This is a genomic window from Streptococcus oralis subsp. dentisani, from assembly GCF_002096335.1.
GTDB lineage: Bacteria > Bacillota > Bacilli > Lactobacillales > Streptococcaceae > Streptococcus > Streptococcus oralis_Z.
Genome location: NZ_NCUW01000029.1, coordinates 240524 through 256972, shown reverse-complemented (window position 1 = coordinate 256972; position 16449 = coordinate 240524). Strand labels below are relative to the sequence as shown.

The following is a 16449-nucleotide window of genomic DNA, read 5'->3' as shown; positions in this document are numbered from 1 at the left end:
TTTCAGCCCCTTTCTGTATCTATTTTCCTAGAAATTGATTATATTATACCATATTTCAGATGCTACCAGAAAAAGCAAATACCACATAGACTCCAAATCTCTCCACATAGACAAAAGCTCTTGTTTTTGAAAATAAAATAGTGTTTAATAAAAGTGTACAGGAAGTGATCACAACTTTGTATAACTGAAAAGGAGGGAAATTTATGAAAGTAGAACTACAGATTAATGAGACTTACGAGGAGGAAAAACTGATTGTCCAAACTCCTCAGCCGACCGAAAAAGTCCAGAAAGTCATCGAGTTCGCAGAAAATCTTGACCAAAAAGAAACAATCAAAGGAAAAATCGAGGATCAGGTCTATCTAGTTAAGATTGGTAAGATACAACGCTTCTATATCGAAAATCGGAAGGTTCTAGCAGAAACTGCATCTCAGACCTACACCATTGATTTGCGTCTCTATCAGGTTCTTGAAATTCTGCCGACCACTTTTATCCAAATTTCCCAATCTGAAATCGTTAATATTGACGCTATCTCTCATCTCAAGCTAACCCCTAACGGTCTGGTCGAAATCTTTCTCAAAAACGAAAGCTTCACCTACTCTTCTCGCCGTTACCTAAAAACCATCAAGGAGAAATTAGAACTATGAAAAAACAAGTATTTCACGATGCAGCTACCGGTGTACTTATCGGCCTCATCCTCTCTATCATCTTTTCACTCATTTATGCACCAAATACCTACGCCCCACTGAGTCCCGATTCTCTGATCGGACAAGTGATGGTGCAACATCAGATTCACGGTGCCCTGGTCTTGCTCTACTGTATGGTCATCTGGTCAGCTATCGGAATTCTCTTTAGCTTTGGCGGTCGTTTATTCAATCATGACTGGAGCTTGCTCCGTGCGACGCTTTCCCATTTCTTACTCATGCTAGCCGGCTTTGTCCCACTAGCAACTCTGGCAGGTTGGTTCCCCTTCCACTGGACCTTCTATCTCCAGCTCATTCCAGAGTTTGCTATCGTCTACCTCATCATCTGGACTATCCTCTATAAAAGAGAAGCTAAAAAAGTGGACCACATCAATCAACTCTTGACCCATAAAAAGTAATAGACGATGAATGAAAACAGATTCTTCACAATAAATCATTACGAGCCTCAAAATGAAATTTTTGAGGCTCGTTTGCTTACTCTATACTAACTGGGGCACTTATTTTCTGCATAATCATTTAATCAAAACAGACAACAATCATTTCCTTTCCCAACCATACTTGAAAGCGCTACACAAATATTTGTTTTTTAACAAAAATAAGAGTACAATAAATTAGTATAATAAAATAAAAAGCACCGAATCGGTGCTCACTTTTTCAAGTTGTGTACGGACAAAAGCCTTATTTTAACTTGCTGTGTTGTTTCGAATGGTTCCAACAACTTCATTGTACTATACTTATCAAAGATTATCAAGTGAAATGTAAATTATTTTACAGATACGATAAAAAAACTATTTTAAAGCTGTAAACAACACAGCTCTAAAACTTGCTGGAAATTTTTGAAAAAATCTAGTTTAGTATTATTTGAAACAATACAGTTCTAAAACTAAAATACAACTCATTACTAATTCTAACAGATTTCTACAAATATAGCATTCATTTTATTGAAATTCCCATTAGAAATGCTACAATTTAAATGTAGTTGTATTTTAAGGAGATAGTTTTGAAAAAGTTTAAATTTACTAAAGTTCATTTAGCTATTCTAACTGAGTTAGTAAAGTTTATGAAAGGTTGCATTGACTTAATCAAAGCTCTCATTTCTTAGTTTTTTTAAAATTATAACTTAATTCAAAGGAGGTTTGTATATATGGAAAACAAAAATTACTCTATCGGACTTGATATCGGAACTAACAGCGTCGGATGGAGCGTTATCACTGACGATTATAAAGTTCCATCGAAAAAGATGAAAGTTTTGGGCAATACCGATAAACGATTTATCAAGAAAAACCTCATCGGGGCTCTATTGTTTGATGAGGGGACTACTGCCGAAGATAGACGTCTCAAACGAACCGCACGCCGTCGCTATACTCGCAGGAAAAATCGTCTTCGCTATCTTCAAGAAATCTTTGCTGAGGAAATGAGCAAGGTGGATAGTAGTTTCTTTCATCGATTGGATGACTCCTTTTTAATTCCTGAGGATAAGAGAGGAAGTAAATATCCTATTTTTGCTACCTTGGCAGAAGAAAAAGAATACCATAAGCAATTTCCAACTATCTATCATTTGCGAAAGCAGCTGGCAGAATCAAATGAAAAAGCAGATTTGCGTTTGATCTATCTAGCTCTTGCTCACATGATTAAATACCGCGGACATTTTTTGATAGACGACCCCAAGTTTAAAGTTCAAAATAATGACATCCAAGGACTGTTTGAAAAATTCGTTGAAGAATACGATAATGTTCAAGAAACCTCCCTTTCCAAAATCAAACTGAATGTCACAGAAATTCTAACTGCTAACATCCCTAAGTCCGAAAAACAGGAACAACTTCTTAAGAACTACCCAAGTGAAAAGAAGAATACCTTATTTGGTAATTTAATTGGACTAGCTCTAGGATTGACACCTAATTTTAAAACAAATTTTAGCTTAGAGAACGATGCTAAATTACAAATATCATCGGAGAGCTATGAAGAAGATCTTGGAAATCTCCTTGTACTAATCGGAGAAAATTTCATCGAACTCTTTTCTGCAGTGAAAAATCTAAGTGATGGTATCTTATTAGCAGGTATCGTTTCAGACGAATCACCACATACGCCTTTATCAACAAAAATGGTCATACGATTCAAAGAACATGACGAAGACTTGGCAGCTTTAAAACAATTCATCAGAAACAATCTTCCAGAAAAATATGTTGAAGTTTTTTCTGACCAATCTAAAGATGGGTATGCTGGGTATGTCGATGGCAAGACCACACAAGAAGCATTTTACAGATATATCAAAAATCTTCTCTCTAAATTCGAAGGGGCAGACTATTTCCTTGATAAAATTGAACGCGAAGATTTTTTGAGAAAGCAGCGCACCTTTGATAATGGTTCTATTCCTCATCAAATTCATCTTCAAGAAATGAATGCCATTCTCCGTCGGCAAGGAGAACATTATCCATTCCTGAAGGAAAATAAAGAAAAGATAGAGAAAATCTTGACTTTCCGTATTCCTTACTACGTTGGCCCATTGGCTCGTGGCAATCGTGATTTTGCTTGGCTTACTCGAAATTCTGACCAAGCAATCCGACCTTGGAACTTTGAAGAAATTGTTGATAAGGCAAACTCTGCAGAAACCTTCATCAATAAGATGACTAACTATGACTTGTATCTGCCAGAAGAAAAAGTTCTGCCTAAGCACAGCCTGTTGTATGAAACATTTGCTGTCTATAATGAATTAACAAAAGTAAAATTTATTGCAGAAGGATTGAGAGACTATCAATTCCTTGATAGTGGGCAGAAGAAGCAAATCGTCAATCAATTATTCAAAGAGAAAAGAAAAGTAACTGAAAAAGCCATCGTCCATTATCTACACACTGTTGATGGATATGATGGAATCGAACTAAAAGGAATTGAAAAGCAATTTAACGCCAGTCTATCTACTTATCATGATTTACTCAAAATTATCAAGGATAAAGCGTTTATGGATGACCCTAAAAATGAAGAGATTCTTGAAAATATCGTCCACACGCTCACTATCTTCGAAGATCGTGAGATGATTAAGCAACGCCTTGCTCAATATGACTCCATCTTTGATGAAAAAGTAATCAAAGCACTAACTCGTCGACACTATACTGGTTGGGGAAAACTCTCTGCCAAGCTGATTAACGGTATCCGTGATAAAAAAAGCGGCAAAACGATTCTTGATTATCTAATTGATGACAGCTACAGCAATCGTAACTTTATGCAGTTAATAAAAGATGATGAACTTTCTTTCACTGAAATTATCCAAAAAGCACAAGTGGTCGGTAAGATAGACGATGTGAAGCAAGTTGTCCAAGAACTTCCAGGAAGCCCTGCCATTAAAAAGGGAATTTTACAAAGTATCAAGATTGTTGATGAACTTGTCAAGGTTATGGGCCATGCTCCCGAGTCCATTGTGATTGAGATGGCACGAGAAAATCAGACAACTGCCAGAGGGAAAAAGAATTCTCAACAAAGATATAAGCGCATTGAAGATGCACTAAAAAATTTAGCACGTGGACTTGATTCAAATATATTAAAAGAACATCCAACAGATAATATTCAACTTCAAAACGACCGTCTCTTCCTTTACTATCTCCAAAACGGGAAGGATATGTACACTGGGGAACCTCTTGACATCAACCAACTGAGCAGCTATGACATTGACCACATCATTCCACAGGCATTTATAAAGGATGATTCGCTCGATAACCGTGTCCTGACTAGCTCAAAGGATAATCGTGGTAAATCTGATAATGTTCCAAGTTTAGAGATTGTTCAAAAAAGAAAAGCTTTTTGGCAACAATTATTGGATTCCAAATTGATTTCAGAACGTAAATTTAATAATTTGACTAAGGCTGAACGTGGTGGTTTGACAGAACATGACAAAGCTGGCTTCATCAAACGCCAACTAGTTGAAACAAGGCAAATCACAAAACATGTTGCTCAGATTTTGGATGCTCGCTTCAATACAGAAGTGACTGTGAAGGATAAGAAGAACCGTTCTGTCAAAATCATCACTTTGAAATCCAATCTAGTTTCCAACTTCCGTAAAGAATTTAGGTTATACAAGGTGCGGGAAATTAATGACTACCACCACGCACATGATGCCTATTTAAATGCAGTAGTTGCTAAGGCTATCCTTAAGAAATATCCTAAACTAGAGCCTGAATTCGTCTATGGTGACTATCAAAAGTACGATCTTAAGAGATACATCTCCAGATCCAAAGATCCTAAAGAAGTTGAAAAAGCAACTGAAAAGTATTTCTTCTACTCAAACTTGTTGAACTTCTTTAAAGAAGAGGTGCATTACGCAGACGGAACTACCGTAAAAAGAGAGAATATCGAATACTCCAAGGATACTGGAGAAATCGCTTGGAATAAGGAAAAAGATTTCGCTACAATCAAAAAAGTACTTTCACTTCCGCAGGTGAATATTGTGAAGAAGAGGGAAGAGCAAACAGGTGGCTTTTCTAAAGAGTCCATCCTTCCTAAAGGAAATTCTGATAAGCTAATCCCTCGAAAAACAAAGGATATTCTTTGGGACACTACTAAATATGGGGGATTTGATAGCCCCGTTATCGCCTATTCGATCCTGCTCATAGCTGATATCGAAAAAGGGAAAGCGAAAAAACTGAAGACTGTCAAGACTCTAGTTGGTATTACCATCATGGAGAAAGACGCTTTTGAGGATAATCCAATAACTTTCCTTGAAAATAAAGGCTATCATAATGTACGTAAAGAAAATATCCTCTGCCTGCCTAAATATAGTTTGTTTGAACTGGAAAATGGGCGCAGACGTATGCTTGCCAGTGCGAAAGAACTTCAAAAAGGTAATGAAATAGTGCTTCCAGCATATTTAACAACCTTGCTCTACCATGCTAAAAACATTCATAGACTAGACGAACCAGAGCATTTGAAATATATTCAGAAACACCGAAATGAATTTCAGGATTTATTAAATCTTGTATCTGAGTTCTCTCAAAAATATGTCCACGCTGAAGCGAATCTGGAGAAAATCAAGAATTTATATGCAGACAATGAGCAGGCAGATATAGAAATCCTAGCAAATTCATTTATCAATTTGTTGACCTTCACTGCTTTGGGTGCTCCTGCTGCCTTTAAATTTTTTGACAAAGATGTTGATCGAAAACGATACACAACTGTATCTGAAATCCTCAACTCCACCCTCATCCACCAATCTATCACTGGTCTCTATGAGACTCGGGTTGACTTAAGTAAAATAGGAGAAGACTAATGGGATGGAGAACCGTTGTTGTCAATACACACTCTAAACTCTCTTACAAGAACAATCACTTGATTTTTAAAGATGCCTCTCGGACAGAGTTAATTCACCTGTCCGAGGTGGATATCTTACTTTTGGAGACGACAGATATTGTACTCTCAACCATGTTGATTAAGCGATTGGTGGATGAAAATATTCTGGTCATTTTTTGTGATGATAAACGCTTGCCAACGGCATACTTAATGCCTTACTACGGTCGGCATGATTCCAGTTTACAACTCTCTCGTCAAATAGCTTGGAATGAAGATGTAAAGGCGGAAATCTGGACAACCATCATTGCACAAAAAATTCTCAATCAAGCTTTTTATCTGGGGACTTGTGGTTTTCTGGAAAAGAGCCAGTCCGTCATCGATCTCTATCATGGTTTGGATTTGTTTGATCCTAGTAACCGCGAAGGGCACGCAGCTCGTATTTATTTCAACACCTTGTTTGGGAATGATTTCAGTCGTGAGCAAGATGGTGATATCAATGCTGCCTTGGACTACGGCTACACCTTGATTTTGAGTATGTTTGCGCGTGAGATTGTCTTGTCTGGCTGTATGACTCAGTTTGGATTGAAACATGCTAATCAGTTTAATCAATTCAACCTAGCCAGCGATATTATGGAGCCTTTTCGTCCGATTATTGATAGAATTGTCTATGAAAATCGAAACAGTTCTTTTGTCAAAATCAAGCGAGAACTTTTCACTATTTTCTCAGACACCTTCCACTATAATGGAAAGGATATGTATCTGACCAATATCGTCAGTGACTATACTAAGAAAGTCATCCAAGCTCTCAATCAACCCGAGAAAGGAGTTCCTGAGTTTAGGATATGAGCTATCGATATATGCGTATGATTTTAATGTTTGACATGCCCGTTGATACAGCTGAGGAACGCAAGGCCTATCGGAAATTTCGGAAGTTCCTCATAGATGAGGGATTTATCATGCACCAATTCTCCATCTATAGCAAGCTCTTACTCAACAACTCTGCTAATAATGCTATGATTGAGCGACTCAAAATTCATAACCCTAAAAAAGGGAACATTACTCTCTTAACCGTTACAGAAAAGCAGTTTTCTCGCATGATTTACTTAAATGGCGAGCGAAATACCAGCGTAGCAAACTCCGACGCACGCTTGGTCTTTCTAGGAGAGGAGCCTAGAGATGAAGATTAATTTCTCACTATTGGATGAACCATTAGCTATTGAAAATGCAACTTTTTTAGTGTTGGAAGACCAGTTTACCTTTTCAACCATTGTCAAGCAGTTCTACCAATATACTGATGATGGGGAGTTGAAGTTGTTTGATAGAAATCTAAAAGCACTGAAAGAGTCCGAGTTACTAGTGATAACGGATGTCTTAGGATACAATCTCAACTCACCTGCCATGCTTAAGCTGATACATACTGATTTAGAAAATCAACTCAATGACAAGCCCGAAGTCAAGTCCATGATTGAAAAGTTGGTTGCTACGATTACAGAATTGCTGGCATTTGAATGTTTGGAAAACGAGTTAGACCTAGAGTATGATGAAATTACCATTCTAGAGTTGATCGATGCACTTGGAGTCAAAGTTGAAACCCTGAGTGATACACCTTTTGAAAAGATGCTAGAAATTGTCCAGGTTTTTAAATATCTTTCGAAAAAGAAGCTCCTTGTTTTCATCAATGCATCCGCCTATCTATCAAAGGATGAGTTAGTAAATTTGATAGAGTATATCCAACTCAATCAACTAAGGGTTTTATTTGTCGAACCTCGGAAAGTCTATGATTTTCCACAGTATGTGCTGGATTCTGATTATTTCTTGAACCCTGAAAATATGGTATAATAAGAGTAACAATTGAAACCTGACGAGCTGAAGTCTGGCTGGGACGAATGGCGCGATTACGAAATTTCGTGAGAAAAATTTTTCTACGAGGTTTTAGAGCTGTGTTGTTTCGAATGGTTCCAAAACACGAAGTTTACTTACTGAAGAAAGCTGTACGTTTTAGAGCTGTGTTGTTTCGAATGGTTCCAAAACTATATTTTTTTCATTATCCAGCAACTAAGCGTTTTAGAGCTGTGTTGTTTCGAATGGTTCCAAAACATTTATGAAGATCCATATACAATTTCACGTGTTTTAGAGCTGTGTTGTTTCGAATGGTTCCAAAACTTGGGATAGGAAACAAAATGGCGAAACTGTGTTTTAGAGCTGTGTTGTTTCGAATGGTTCCAAAACCTTTTTTGATAAAAAGGGTTGACTATTACCGTTTTAGAGCTGTGTTGTTTCGAATGGTTCCAAAACAGGAAGACCTTAAATATCGAATTGACTCAAGTTTTAGAGCTGTGTTGTTTCGAATGGTTCCAAAACGATAGACTTAGCTGAGATAAGGAAAGCAACGTTTTAGAGCTGTGTTGTTTCGAATGGTTCCAAAACTTTTAGACAAGGAGAAGAATGTGCTTATTAGTTTTAGAGCTGTGTTGTTTCGAATGGTTCCAAAACAGTAGCATTTCCATCGCCACCTAAAATGTTGTTTTAGAGCTGTGTTGTTTCGAATGGTTCCAAAACAAACGAAAGGATTTTAGAAGATAATATGTTGTTTTAGAGCTGTGTTGTTTCGAATGGTTCCAAAACATACCACGGGCAAGAATTGCAACGTCTACAGTTTTAGAGCTGTGTTGTTTCGAATGGTTCCAAAACAATAACTCATGTTTACAGGTCTGTTTGCCTGTTTTAGAGCTGTGTTGTTTCGAATGGTTCCAAAACCTTGTCATACTCGTACACAATTTCTATATGGTTTTAGAGCTGTGTTGTTTCGAATGGTTCCAAAACAATAGCTAACTTCCCTTTTGCGAAATTCTCGTTTTAGAGCTGTGTTGTTTCGAATGGTTCCAAAACTGTAGTAGAGGTTGAAAATCTTGTTTCTAAGTTTTAGAGCTGTGTTGTTTCGAATGGTTCCAAAACCAATCTGTTTTTGTTGTTTGAAAATAGTATGTTTTAGAGCTGTGTTGTTTCGAATGGTTCCAAAACTTTTTCTTCTTCAGTTTCAAAAGCTGAATGGTTTTAGAGCTGTGTTGTTTCGAATGGTTCCAAAACAAGATAAAACGCAAGGATATAGAAGATTTCGTTTTAGAGCTGTGTTGTTTCGAATGGTTCCAAAACTATCTATAAAGTTGCCTTCTCAGCAGATAAGTTTTAGAGCTGTGTTGTTTCGAATGGTTCCAAAACCATACTGATTCGTCAGAAGAGTCATCGCAAGTTTTAGAGCTGTGTTGTTTCGAATGGTTCCAAAACTGTGTAATTTCTGCAAAAGTTTCATCGTTGGTTTTAGAGCTGTGTTGTTTCGAATGGTTCCAAAACATTGAAGAGTCCGGAAAAGGATAAACCTAGGTTTTAGAGCTGTGTTGTTTCGAATGGTTCCAAAACAAGTCCCTGTTGTTTGACCTCTTACAGGGTGTTTTAGAGCTGTGTTGTTTCGAATGGTTCCAAAACAAGAACACGAAACGAAAATAAGAACAGTAAGTTTTAGAGCTGTGTTGTTTCGAATGGTTCCAAAACTTCAAGTTTCTTGCTATCTTCTTCAGTTGCGTTTTAGAGCTGTGTTGTTTCGAATGGTTCCAAAACAATATCAGGTTTGTTGAGGGAAGAACGTCAGTTTTAGAGCTGTGTTGTTTCGAATGGTTCCAAAACATGATATTGATGATTTCTTAAGTATGGTTGGTTTTAGAGCTGTGTTGTTTCGAATGGTTCCAATCTACATAAAAAGCTACTCATTTTTTGAGTAGCTTTTTAACTATTCCAACCCTACACATAGCTCATTCCTTTATAGAAAAGGAAAACGGCTAGTGCGACAAAAAGTAGGATTGCTCCGATTCGCTGGCTGGTGCTGTACATTCTTCTCTCCCATTTAACTGGAAAGATGACTGCTAGCAAAGCCCCGCCTACTGCGCCACCGATATGCCCTGCTAGGCTGATTCCTGGAATCAGAACACTTCCAATGATATTTATCACGAAAAGAGTCAGGTAGGATTGTCCTAACTGCTGGATATAGGGGCTACGAGTTGCGTAGCGCAAAACGATAACCGCAGCAAATAGTCCATAGAGGGAGGTAGATGCTCCTGCTGCTAGGACTTTCGGTGTGAAAGTAAACACAAAGAGATTGCCCATCATTCCTGATAAGAGATAGAGAAAAAAGAACTGCTTGGATCCGAAAATCTCCTCCACCTGTCGTCCAAGAAAGTAGAGAGAAAGCATGTTAACAATGAAATGCTCCCAACCGATATGCACAAATATAGCTGAAAAAAGGCGCCAAATCTGCTCTGGGAACAGGCGAATAATCGGTCCATACATAGCTCCAAACTGAAACAGAGTTTTTGCCTGATCAAAGTTAATCCCCGTAGTAATCAGCATCAGTAGAAATGCAAAGCCAGTCACTAGGAGAAAAAAACTAGTCACAGGGTAACGTTTATCAAAGATTTCCTTCATCGATTAGTACCTCCTGGACGGGAATATCATGGTCTTCCGAGTTAAATTCTTGAACTTGACAAGGATAGATTGTACTCAGGCTATGCCCAGCAAAATTCTCCAAATAACGGTCGTAGTAGCCTCCGCCATATCCTATCCGATATCCCTCTGTTGTAAAAGCCAGCCCCGGAACATGAATCAAATCAATCTGAGAGGCATCCACCACTTCCAAGTTCCCTTGGGGTTCCAATAAACCAAAGGAAGTTTTTACCAACTGTTGCGGATCGTAAACCACAAACTCCATACGCCCCTTGGGATAGGTTTTAGGTATCATAACCTTCTTGCCATCTCTTAGTGCCTGGCCAATCAGTCCCTGCGTTTGAAACTCATGCGGAAAAGAGAGGTAGGTTGCGATGACCTTGGCTTCTTGGTAAAAAGGATGGTGCAAAAGTCGATCGGTTAGAGCTCGATCCATAGTATTTTTTTGCTTCTGAGGAATGACCTTCATTTCTTGCAAGACTTGCTTACGTAATTCCGATTTCATAGACAACACCTCTACTCTGCTACTTTCTTTTTCAGGAAGCTAGAGACCGCATCCACTCCAATAGCTAAGGCTTCTTCCTTGGGGCTCATCTGAGGGTGATGAAGAGCATAGGGACTATCAATACCCAGCCAAAACATAACGCCATCCACCTTTGAAAGGAGATAGCCAAAGTCCTCGCCAGTCATAGCAGGCTCGATATTAATCAACTCGATTCCCTCTTTTTCTTCAAAGAAGTCCATCAGTTCACGCGCCAAGGCTGGATTGTTCTCAACAGGAAGGTAGCCTCCTTGCTTGAGTTCCACTTCGACTTCCATATCAAAGGCTGCTGCAACCCCTTCTGCGACTGTCTTGACTCTTTTTTGTACTAGTAGGCTCATATCCTGGGTCAAGGCGCGAATGGTTCCATGCAAAAAGGCTGTATCTGTGATGACATTGTTGGTGGTTCCAGCCTGGAAAAGGCCAAAGGTCACTACTGCTCCCTCGATTGGGTTAACATTGCGGCTGACCACTGACTGTACTTGGGTCACAAAGTAACTAGCAGCCACCAAAGCATCATTGGCTTCATGCGGAAAGGCTGCGTGGCCACCTTTTCCTTTGAAACGGATCTTCACCTCGCAAGTCCCAGCAAAGAGTGTATGGGTGTTGGTCGCAATCTGGCCAACTTTCAAATCCGGGCGAACATGGAGTCCATAAAACTGGTCTGGTAGCCAGTCCCCAAAAGCGCCATCCTCATACATGAGCATGCCACCCGCTTCATTTTCTTCAGCAGGTTGAAACAGAAAAAGCAGATTATTCTTTGGTTGCTCCTCCAGGGCGTGCTCAAGACAGCCCAAGGCAATGGTCATATGAAAATCATGTCCGCAAGCATGCATACGACCTTGGTGTTGGGAAGAAAAAGGTAGTCCCGTTTGTTCAAGGATAGGGAGACCATCAATGTCTGTCCGCCAACCAATGGTCCGCTCCGGCTGACTTCCCTGCAAATAAACCAAAACACCTGTCCGCCACGTACGAACCTGAACAAAATCCTTGCCCGCAGTCAATTTCTCAATCACTTCCAGCAAATATGCCTGAGTTTTGAACTCTTCTAAGCCAATCTCTGGAATCTGGTGCAAATCTCGTCGAGTCTGAATCAAATCTAACATCTATCTATCCTCCGATATAGCAGAAAGAGGCTGGAAAAAGGGTTCCGCCTCTTTTTTTACTTTTACAATTACAAGGTACGAAGCGCATCCTCTAGCGCTGTTTTTTGTTGGGTTTGGGCATCAATTTCTTTGATGATACGAGCTGGAACACCTGCTACCACCACATTTTCTGGGACATCTTGAGTCACGATAGCTCCTGCAGCGACAACTGAACCACTACCGATTTGGACACCTTCGATAACCACTGCATTAGCTCCAATGAGAACATTGTCTCCGACACGAACTGGATTGGCACTGGCTGGCTCAATCACACCTGCCAAAACTGCACCTGCACCAACGTGGCTGTTTTTCCCAACGATGGCACGGCCACCAAGGATGGCACCCATATCAATCATGGTACCAGCACCGATTTCTGCTCCGATATTGATGACAGCTCCCATCATGATAACAGCATTGTCACCAATTTCCACTTGGTCGCGGATGATAGCACCTGGCTCGATACGAGCGTTGATAGTACGTTTATCTAGCAAGGGAACTGCCGAATTACGAGCATCTTGCTCAACAACATAGTCTTGATTTTCAACCAAGCCTTCGAGAAGCGGAGCGATATCCTTCCAGTCCCCGAATAAGACATTCCCTAGTTTAACAACAGAGCTGGGCACGGCAGTTGCGAGTTCTCCTTCAAAGGTTACTTTGACACTGGTTTTCTTTTCAGCATTAGCGATAAATTGGATAATTTCTTGAGCGTTCATTTTTGTGGCAGTCATAGGCGCCTCCTGGTTCATTATAATGATACCTATTCTACCAAAAAAGGCTTCAAATTTGAAGCCTCAACTATCAAATAAGCATCTTTACTTGGCTTGTTTTGCTTCTTCTATGGATAAGAAAATCATTGGAACGATAATCAACACCATAGCTAAAGCCAAAAAACCATCCATGACCAATCCCAGAAAAAGAACACTTAATAGAGCTGAAGAGAGAGGCTCGCTAGCGCTCACTACAGAGACGACCAGAGGAGAAACGAGAGAGACGGCCTTCATAGACAGGAAGAAAGCAAAAGCCGTTCCAAACACAGCAATAGTAAAACAAATCAAAAAACTCGTCACATCAAGTTGAAAGGTAATCTGATGAACAGAATAAAGAAAATTGCTAAAAACACCTGCTAACAACATCCCCCAACCAACGGTTGGCACAAAACCATAGTCACGTGCAAAACGCTGAGGCAGGATAACGTTGAACATGACCCCTACAGCACTGAGTAGCCCTGTCACCAAAGCCAGAGGCGTCATTGATAGCTTGGATAAATCTCCTTTTGTAGCCATCAAAAAAACACCTAACATGGCAATTAAAACATAGAGAATCGCTGTAATCGAGGCCTTTTTCTGGTAGACAATGCGATTGTAAAACAAAATAAAAACAGGGCTGATAAATTGCAAAATGGTCGCCGTCGTCGCATTTGAATACTCAACGCAGAGATAGAAGAAAAACTGCACAGAAAAAATACCTAGAATAGCATAGGCTAAAAAAGGTAGATAATTTCTCTTATCACGCCAAATGTCCAATAATCGGGTGCGCAACTGAAAGGCAGATAGGCCTAAAACCAAACTCCCCGCCACTAGTAAACGCATAGAAGTAATCCATCCAGAAGACACTGGATAATGAGTGAAAAAATACTCCCCTAAAATCCCACAAATTCCCCAGATTAAGCCTGAGAGTAGCGAGTATAGTGTTCCCTTAACAATCTTTTTCTGATAATGATTCATATTCTTATTGTAACACGAAACCGACAAAGAAAAAAGTAGCACGAAACATAATATTAAATGAAACCTGCTACTTTTTATTCTATCGATTTGATTGATTTGAGCGAGTTGATGAACTTGTTCCAGAACGGCCACTTGAACCTGGAAGAGTTGGGCTAGGAAGACTCGGTAAACTTCCTAGAATGCTCTTCCAAGCATTTTGATAATCGGCATCGCTCCCTCCGATGGCAAAGCGATAAGTGGTTACTGGCGCCCCTTCTTTAGTAGCCCAATAGCTCGTTACTGTAGAACCTGAAACGGTGACTTCTTTGCCATTGATTGTGACCTTGCCTGCTTTCTCCCCTGTCGATTTGAGGACTTGAGATTTTGTCACACTTGGATCGAGATTGAAGCGCTCATTTCCCCATATTCCAGGTTCGGCTTGCTGGATAGCATTAACCAAGTGAGCCATATAATTGGCGTTTCGATAATGACCAGCCCCCTTAGCTAGCGGTCGGTTGTCGTCGTGTCCTATCCAACCACCTAGAGTCAACCGAGGTGTAGAAAGCATGAGCCACATATTTTCATCTTCATTGGTCGTACCAGTCTTTCCAATCCAGTCAGCACGAGCCAGACTTGGGTTGATAGAGGCTAAATCAGTCTGAAAGCTTGACGTAACTCGAGATGAAATGACATCACGAAGTAGACTTTGCATGATGGTCGCTGTCGCTTTTGAATAAACTTGAACAGGTTGACTTTTATATTCATAAATCACTTGACCCGTCGTCGATTCAATCTTGGAAATCATATGTTTCTTATGATAGACTCCATTATTAGCCAAGGTCTGATATCCGTTGGTATGCTGGGCAACTGTAACCTCAATCCCCCCACCCATCGGCAGACTTTCAATACCATATTCTGGGATTTCATAACCCATTTTTTCCATATAACCCTTGACATCAACACCCTTCTCTCGAAGTGTGCGATAAGTCCAGTAGGCTGGGATATTCCATGAATAATTGAGGGCCTCTCCCAAGGTCATCATCCCTGTGCCAGGACTATTGACATACATGATGGGATTGCCGTTTGAAAAGTTTGTCGGATAGTTTGATAAGATACTTGCGCTTCCCATCAAACCTTGGTCAATCGCGATACCATAGGCCAGTATAGGCTTAGTGGTTGAAGCTGGAGAACGCTTGGTATCAATAGCGTGATTGTTCTGATTTTCCTGATAATTACGGCCACCGACAAAGCCAAGAATAGCTCCCGTTTGATTGTCCATAAGGAGATTTCCTACCTCAGGCTGGCCTGTCGAATCATCTAGCAATCGGCCATAATTTGCCACTGCATTCTGCATAGCTGTGTGAACTTTTTTATTGATGGTAGTAGTAATTTTATAACCACCATTTTCGATTTCCTTAGCTGCCAACTCACGATATGCTTTTTGGATGGATTCATTCTTTAACTCCTGAGCAGAGACATGATCTCTCGCAACTAGATAGTCATACATCCGATCTGTGGCTTCTGATAGAGCTGCAAAATAAAGATAATCACGTGAAGCAGTACTCACACTACCTGATGGTAAGAAATCTTTTCGTACATCATAAGACTTATACTGCTCATAGTCTTTCTGACTCAAGGCGCCTGTTCGATACATATTGTAGAGGACATCTTTCCCACGCTTTAAACCGAGGGCCATATCCTCATCACTCTTCAAACTTCCGTCAGATTCATAAGGGGAATAACTAATCGGGCTTTGCGGCAAGCCTGCGATAAAAGCCGCTTGAGGTACCGTCAAGTCCGAAGCATTAACACCAAAGATTCCTTCTGCAGCTTGCTGGGCACCTGCAATGTTTTGACCCTTATGATTGCGACCGAAAGGAGCAATATTCAGATAGGTTGTCAGAATTTCGTCCTTACTCATGACACGCTCCAAGGCAAGAGCATCTATGATTTCTGTCGCCTTACGAGTCAAAGTCGGAGCATCTCCAACCACCTGCTGTTTGATGACCTGTTGTGTTAAAGTTGAGCCACCACTGGATGAACCCAATCCCACAAGCGTTCCTAAAGTTGCACGAATAACAGCCTTTGGAACTACCCCCTTATGCTCAGCAAAATGCTCATCCTCCGTCGCAATGATGGCTTTTTTTAGATTATCAGATATAGCATCCGATGCTACTGAAGTGCGCAATAAATCACCCTCAATTGAAGCAATGGTGCTCCCATCAGCATAATAAATCTCCGAAATGGAGGTAATATCCTTGACCCGATTAACCAACTCCTCTGATTGAGGGATAGAGACCTTATCAAATAAGGCGACACCGTAACCTATAGCTATTCCAGCCCCAAAAAATCCACCTATGACAGCCAAGACGAAAAGCGTATTAAAGGTCACTTTCAAGCCATTCAAAATCTTGGCAAGGATAGAGGCTACTCTAAATCCGCCTAAGACACTTGAATCTGCGACTTTTTTTCTTGATTTGTTTTGGTTTATTACCGTTTTTACTTCATTGTTTCTTTTTTCCATGAATGTCCTCACTTTCTTTATTATACCATAAAAGGGAAACTTTCAATAAAATAGCCACTTTCTTCCC

At 40.0% G+C, this 16449-nt stretch carries 12 protein-coding genes and 1 CRISPR repeat array; of the genes, 6 read left to right on the top strand and 6 right to left on the bottom strand.

Going from position 1 to position 16449, the window contains the following annotated elements:
* Positions 1-203 precede the first annotated feature (203 nt).
* From B7709_RS05985 to csn2, 6 genes are all read left to right on the top strand, one after another.
* The gene (locus tag B7709_RS05985; RefSeq protein ID WP_084972090.1) at positions 204-644 is read left to right on the top strand and encodes a LytTR family DNA-binding domain-containing protein; all 441 of its coding nucleotides are present in this window, start codon (positions 204-206) and stop codon (positions 642-644) included.
* Positions 641-1099 (top strand): DUF3021 domain-containing protein, encoded by a 459-nt coding sequence (locus B7709_RS05980; RefSeq protein WP_084972089.1) that lies wholly within the window; start codon positions 641-643, stop codon positions 1097-1099. The genes B7709_RS05985 and B7709_RS05980 overlap by 4 nt, the downstream gene beginning before the upstream one ends.
* A 746-nt stretch (positions 1100-1845) precedes the next feature.
* Positions 1846-5955 carry a type II CRISPR RNA-guided endonuclease Cas9 gene (cas9, locus tag B7709_RS05975; protein ID WP_084972088.1) on the top strand — a complete coding sequence of 1370 codons (4110 nt, stop codon included), beginning with the start codon at positions 1846-1848 and terminating at the stop codon, positions 5953-5955.
* Entirely contained in the window at positions 5955-6821 is an 867-nt protein-coding gene (gene cas1, locus B7709_RS05970; protein ID WP_084972087.1) for a type II CRISPR-associated endonuclease Cas1, read from the top strand. Before cas9 ends, cas1 begins: the two co-directional genes overlap by 1 nt.
* Positions 6818-7162, top strand: coding sequence for a CRISPR-associated endonuclease Cas2 (gene cas2 / locus B7709_RS05965; protein ID WP_084972086.1), 345 nt, complete (start codon positions 6818-6820; stop codon positions 7160-7162). Before cas1 ends, cas2 begins: the two co-directional genes overlap by 4 nt.
* Entirely contained in the window at positions 7152-7814 is a 663-nt protein-coding gene (gene csn2 / locus B7709_RS05960) for a type II-A CRISPR-associated protein Csn2 (protein WP_084972085.1), read from the top strand. The genes cas2 and csn2 overlap by 11 nt, the downstream gene beginning before the upstream one ends.
* Positions 7815-7904: 90 nt before the next feature.
* A CRISPR array of direct repeats spans positions 7905-9722; the repeat unit is 36 nt; unit sequence GTTTTAGAGCTGTGTTGTTTCGAATGGTTCCAAAAC.
* Between the two features lie 48 nt (positions 9723-9770).
* Here the strand turns inward: csn2 and B7709_RS05955 are convergent.
* From B7709_RS05955 to pbp1b, 6 genes are all read right to left on the bottom strand, one after another.
* Entirely contained in the window at positions 9771-10451 is a 681-nt protein-coding gene (locus B7709_RS05955; protein WP_084972084.1) for a rhomboid family intramembrane serine protease, read from the bottom strand.
* Positions 10435-10974, bottom strand: coding sequence for a 5-formyltetrahydrofolate cyclo-ligase (locus B7709_RS05950; RefSeq protein WP_084972083.1), 540 nt, complete (start codon positions 10972-10974; stop codon positions 10435-10437). The genes B7709_RS05955 and B7709_RS05950 overlap by 17 nt, the downstream gene beginning before the upstream one ends.
* An 11-nt stretch (positions 10975-10985) precedes the next feature.
* Positions 10986-12116 carry an N-acetyldiaminopimelate deacetylase gene (locus B7709_RS05945; RefSeq protein WP_084972082.1) on the bottom strand — a complete coding sequence of 377 codons (1131 nt, stop codon included), beginning with the start codon at positions 12114-12116 and terminating at the stop codon, positions 10986-10988.
* Positions 12117-12184: 68 nt separating this feature from the next.
* Positions 12185-12883: a 2,3,4,5-tetrahydropyridine-2,6-dicarboxylate N-acetyltransferase gene (gene dapD / locus B7709_RS05940; protein ID WP_084972081.1), complete on the bottom strand. Its 699-nt coding sequence runs from the start codon at positions 12881-12883 to the stop codon at positions 12185-12187.
* Positions 12884-12967: 84 nt separating this feature from the next.
* A complete protein-coding gene (locus B7709_RS05935; protein WP_084972080.1) occupies positions 12968-13879 on the bottom strand; it encodes a DMT family transporter in 912 nt (303 codons plus the stop codon).
* Positions 13880-13958: 79 nt separating this feature from the next.
* Positions 13959-16382, bottom strand: coding sequence for a penicillin-binding protein PBP1B (gene pbp1b / locus B7709_RS05930; RefSeq protein WP_084972079.1), 2424 nt, complete (start codon positions 16380-16382; stop codon positions 13959-13961).
* Positions 16383-16449: the final 67 nt, after the last annotated feature.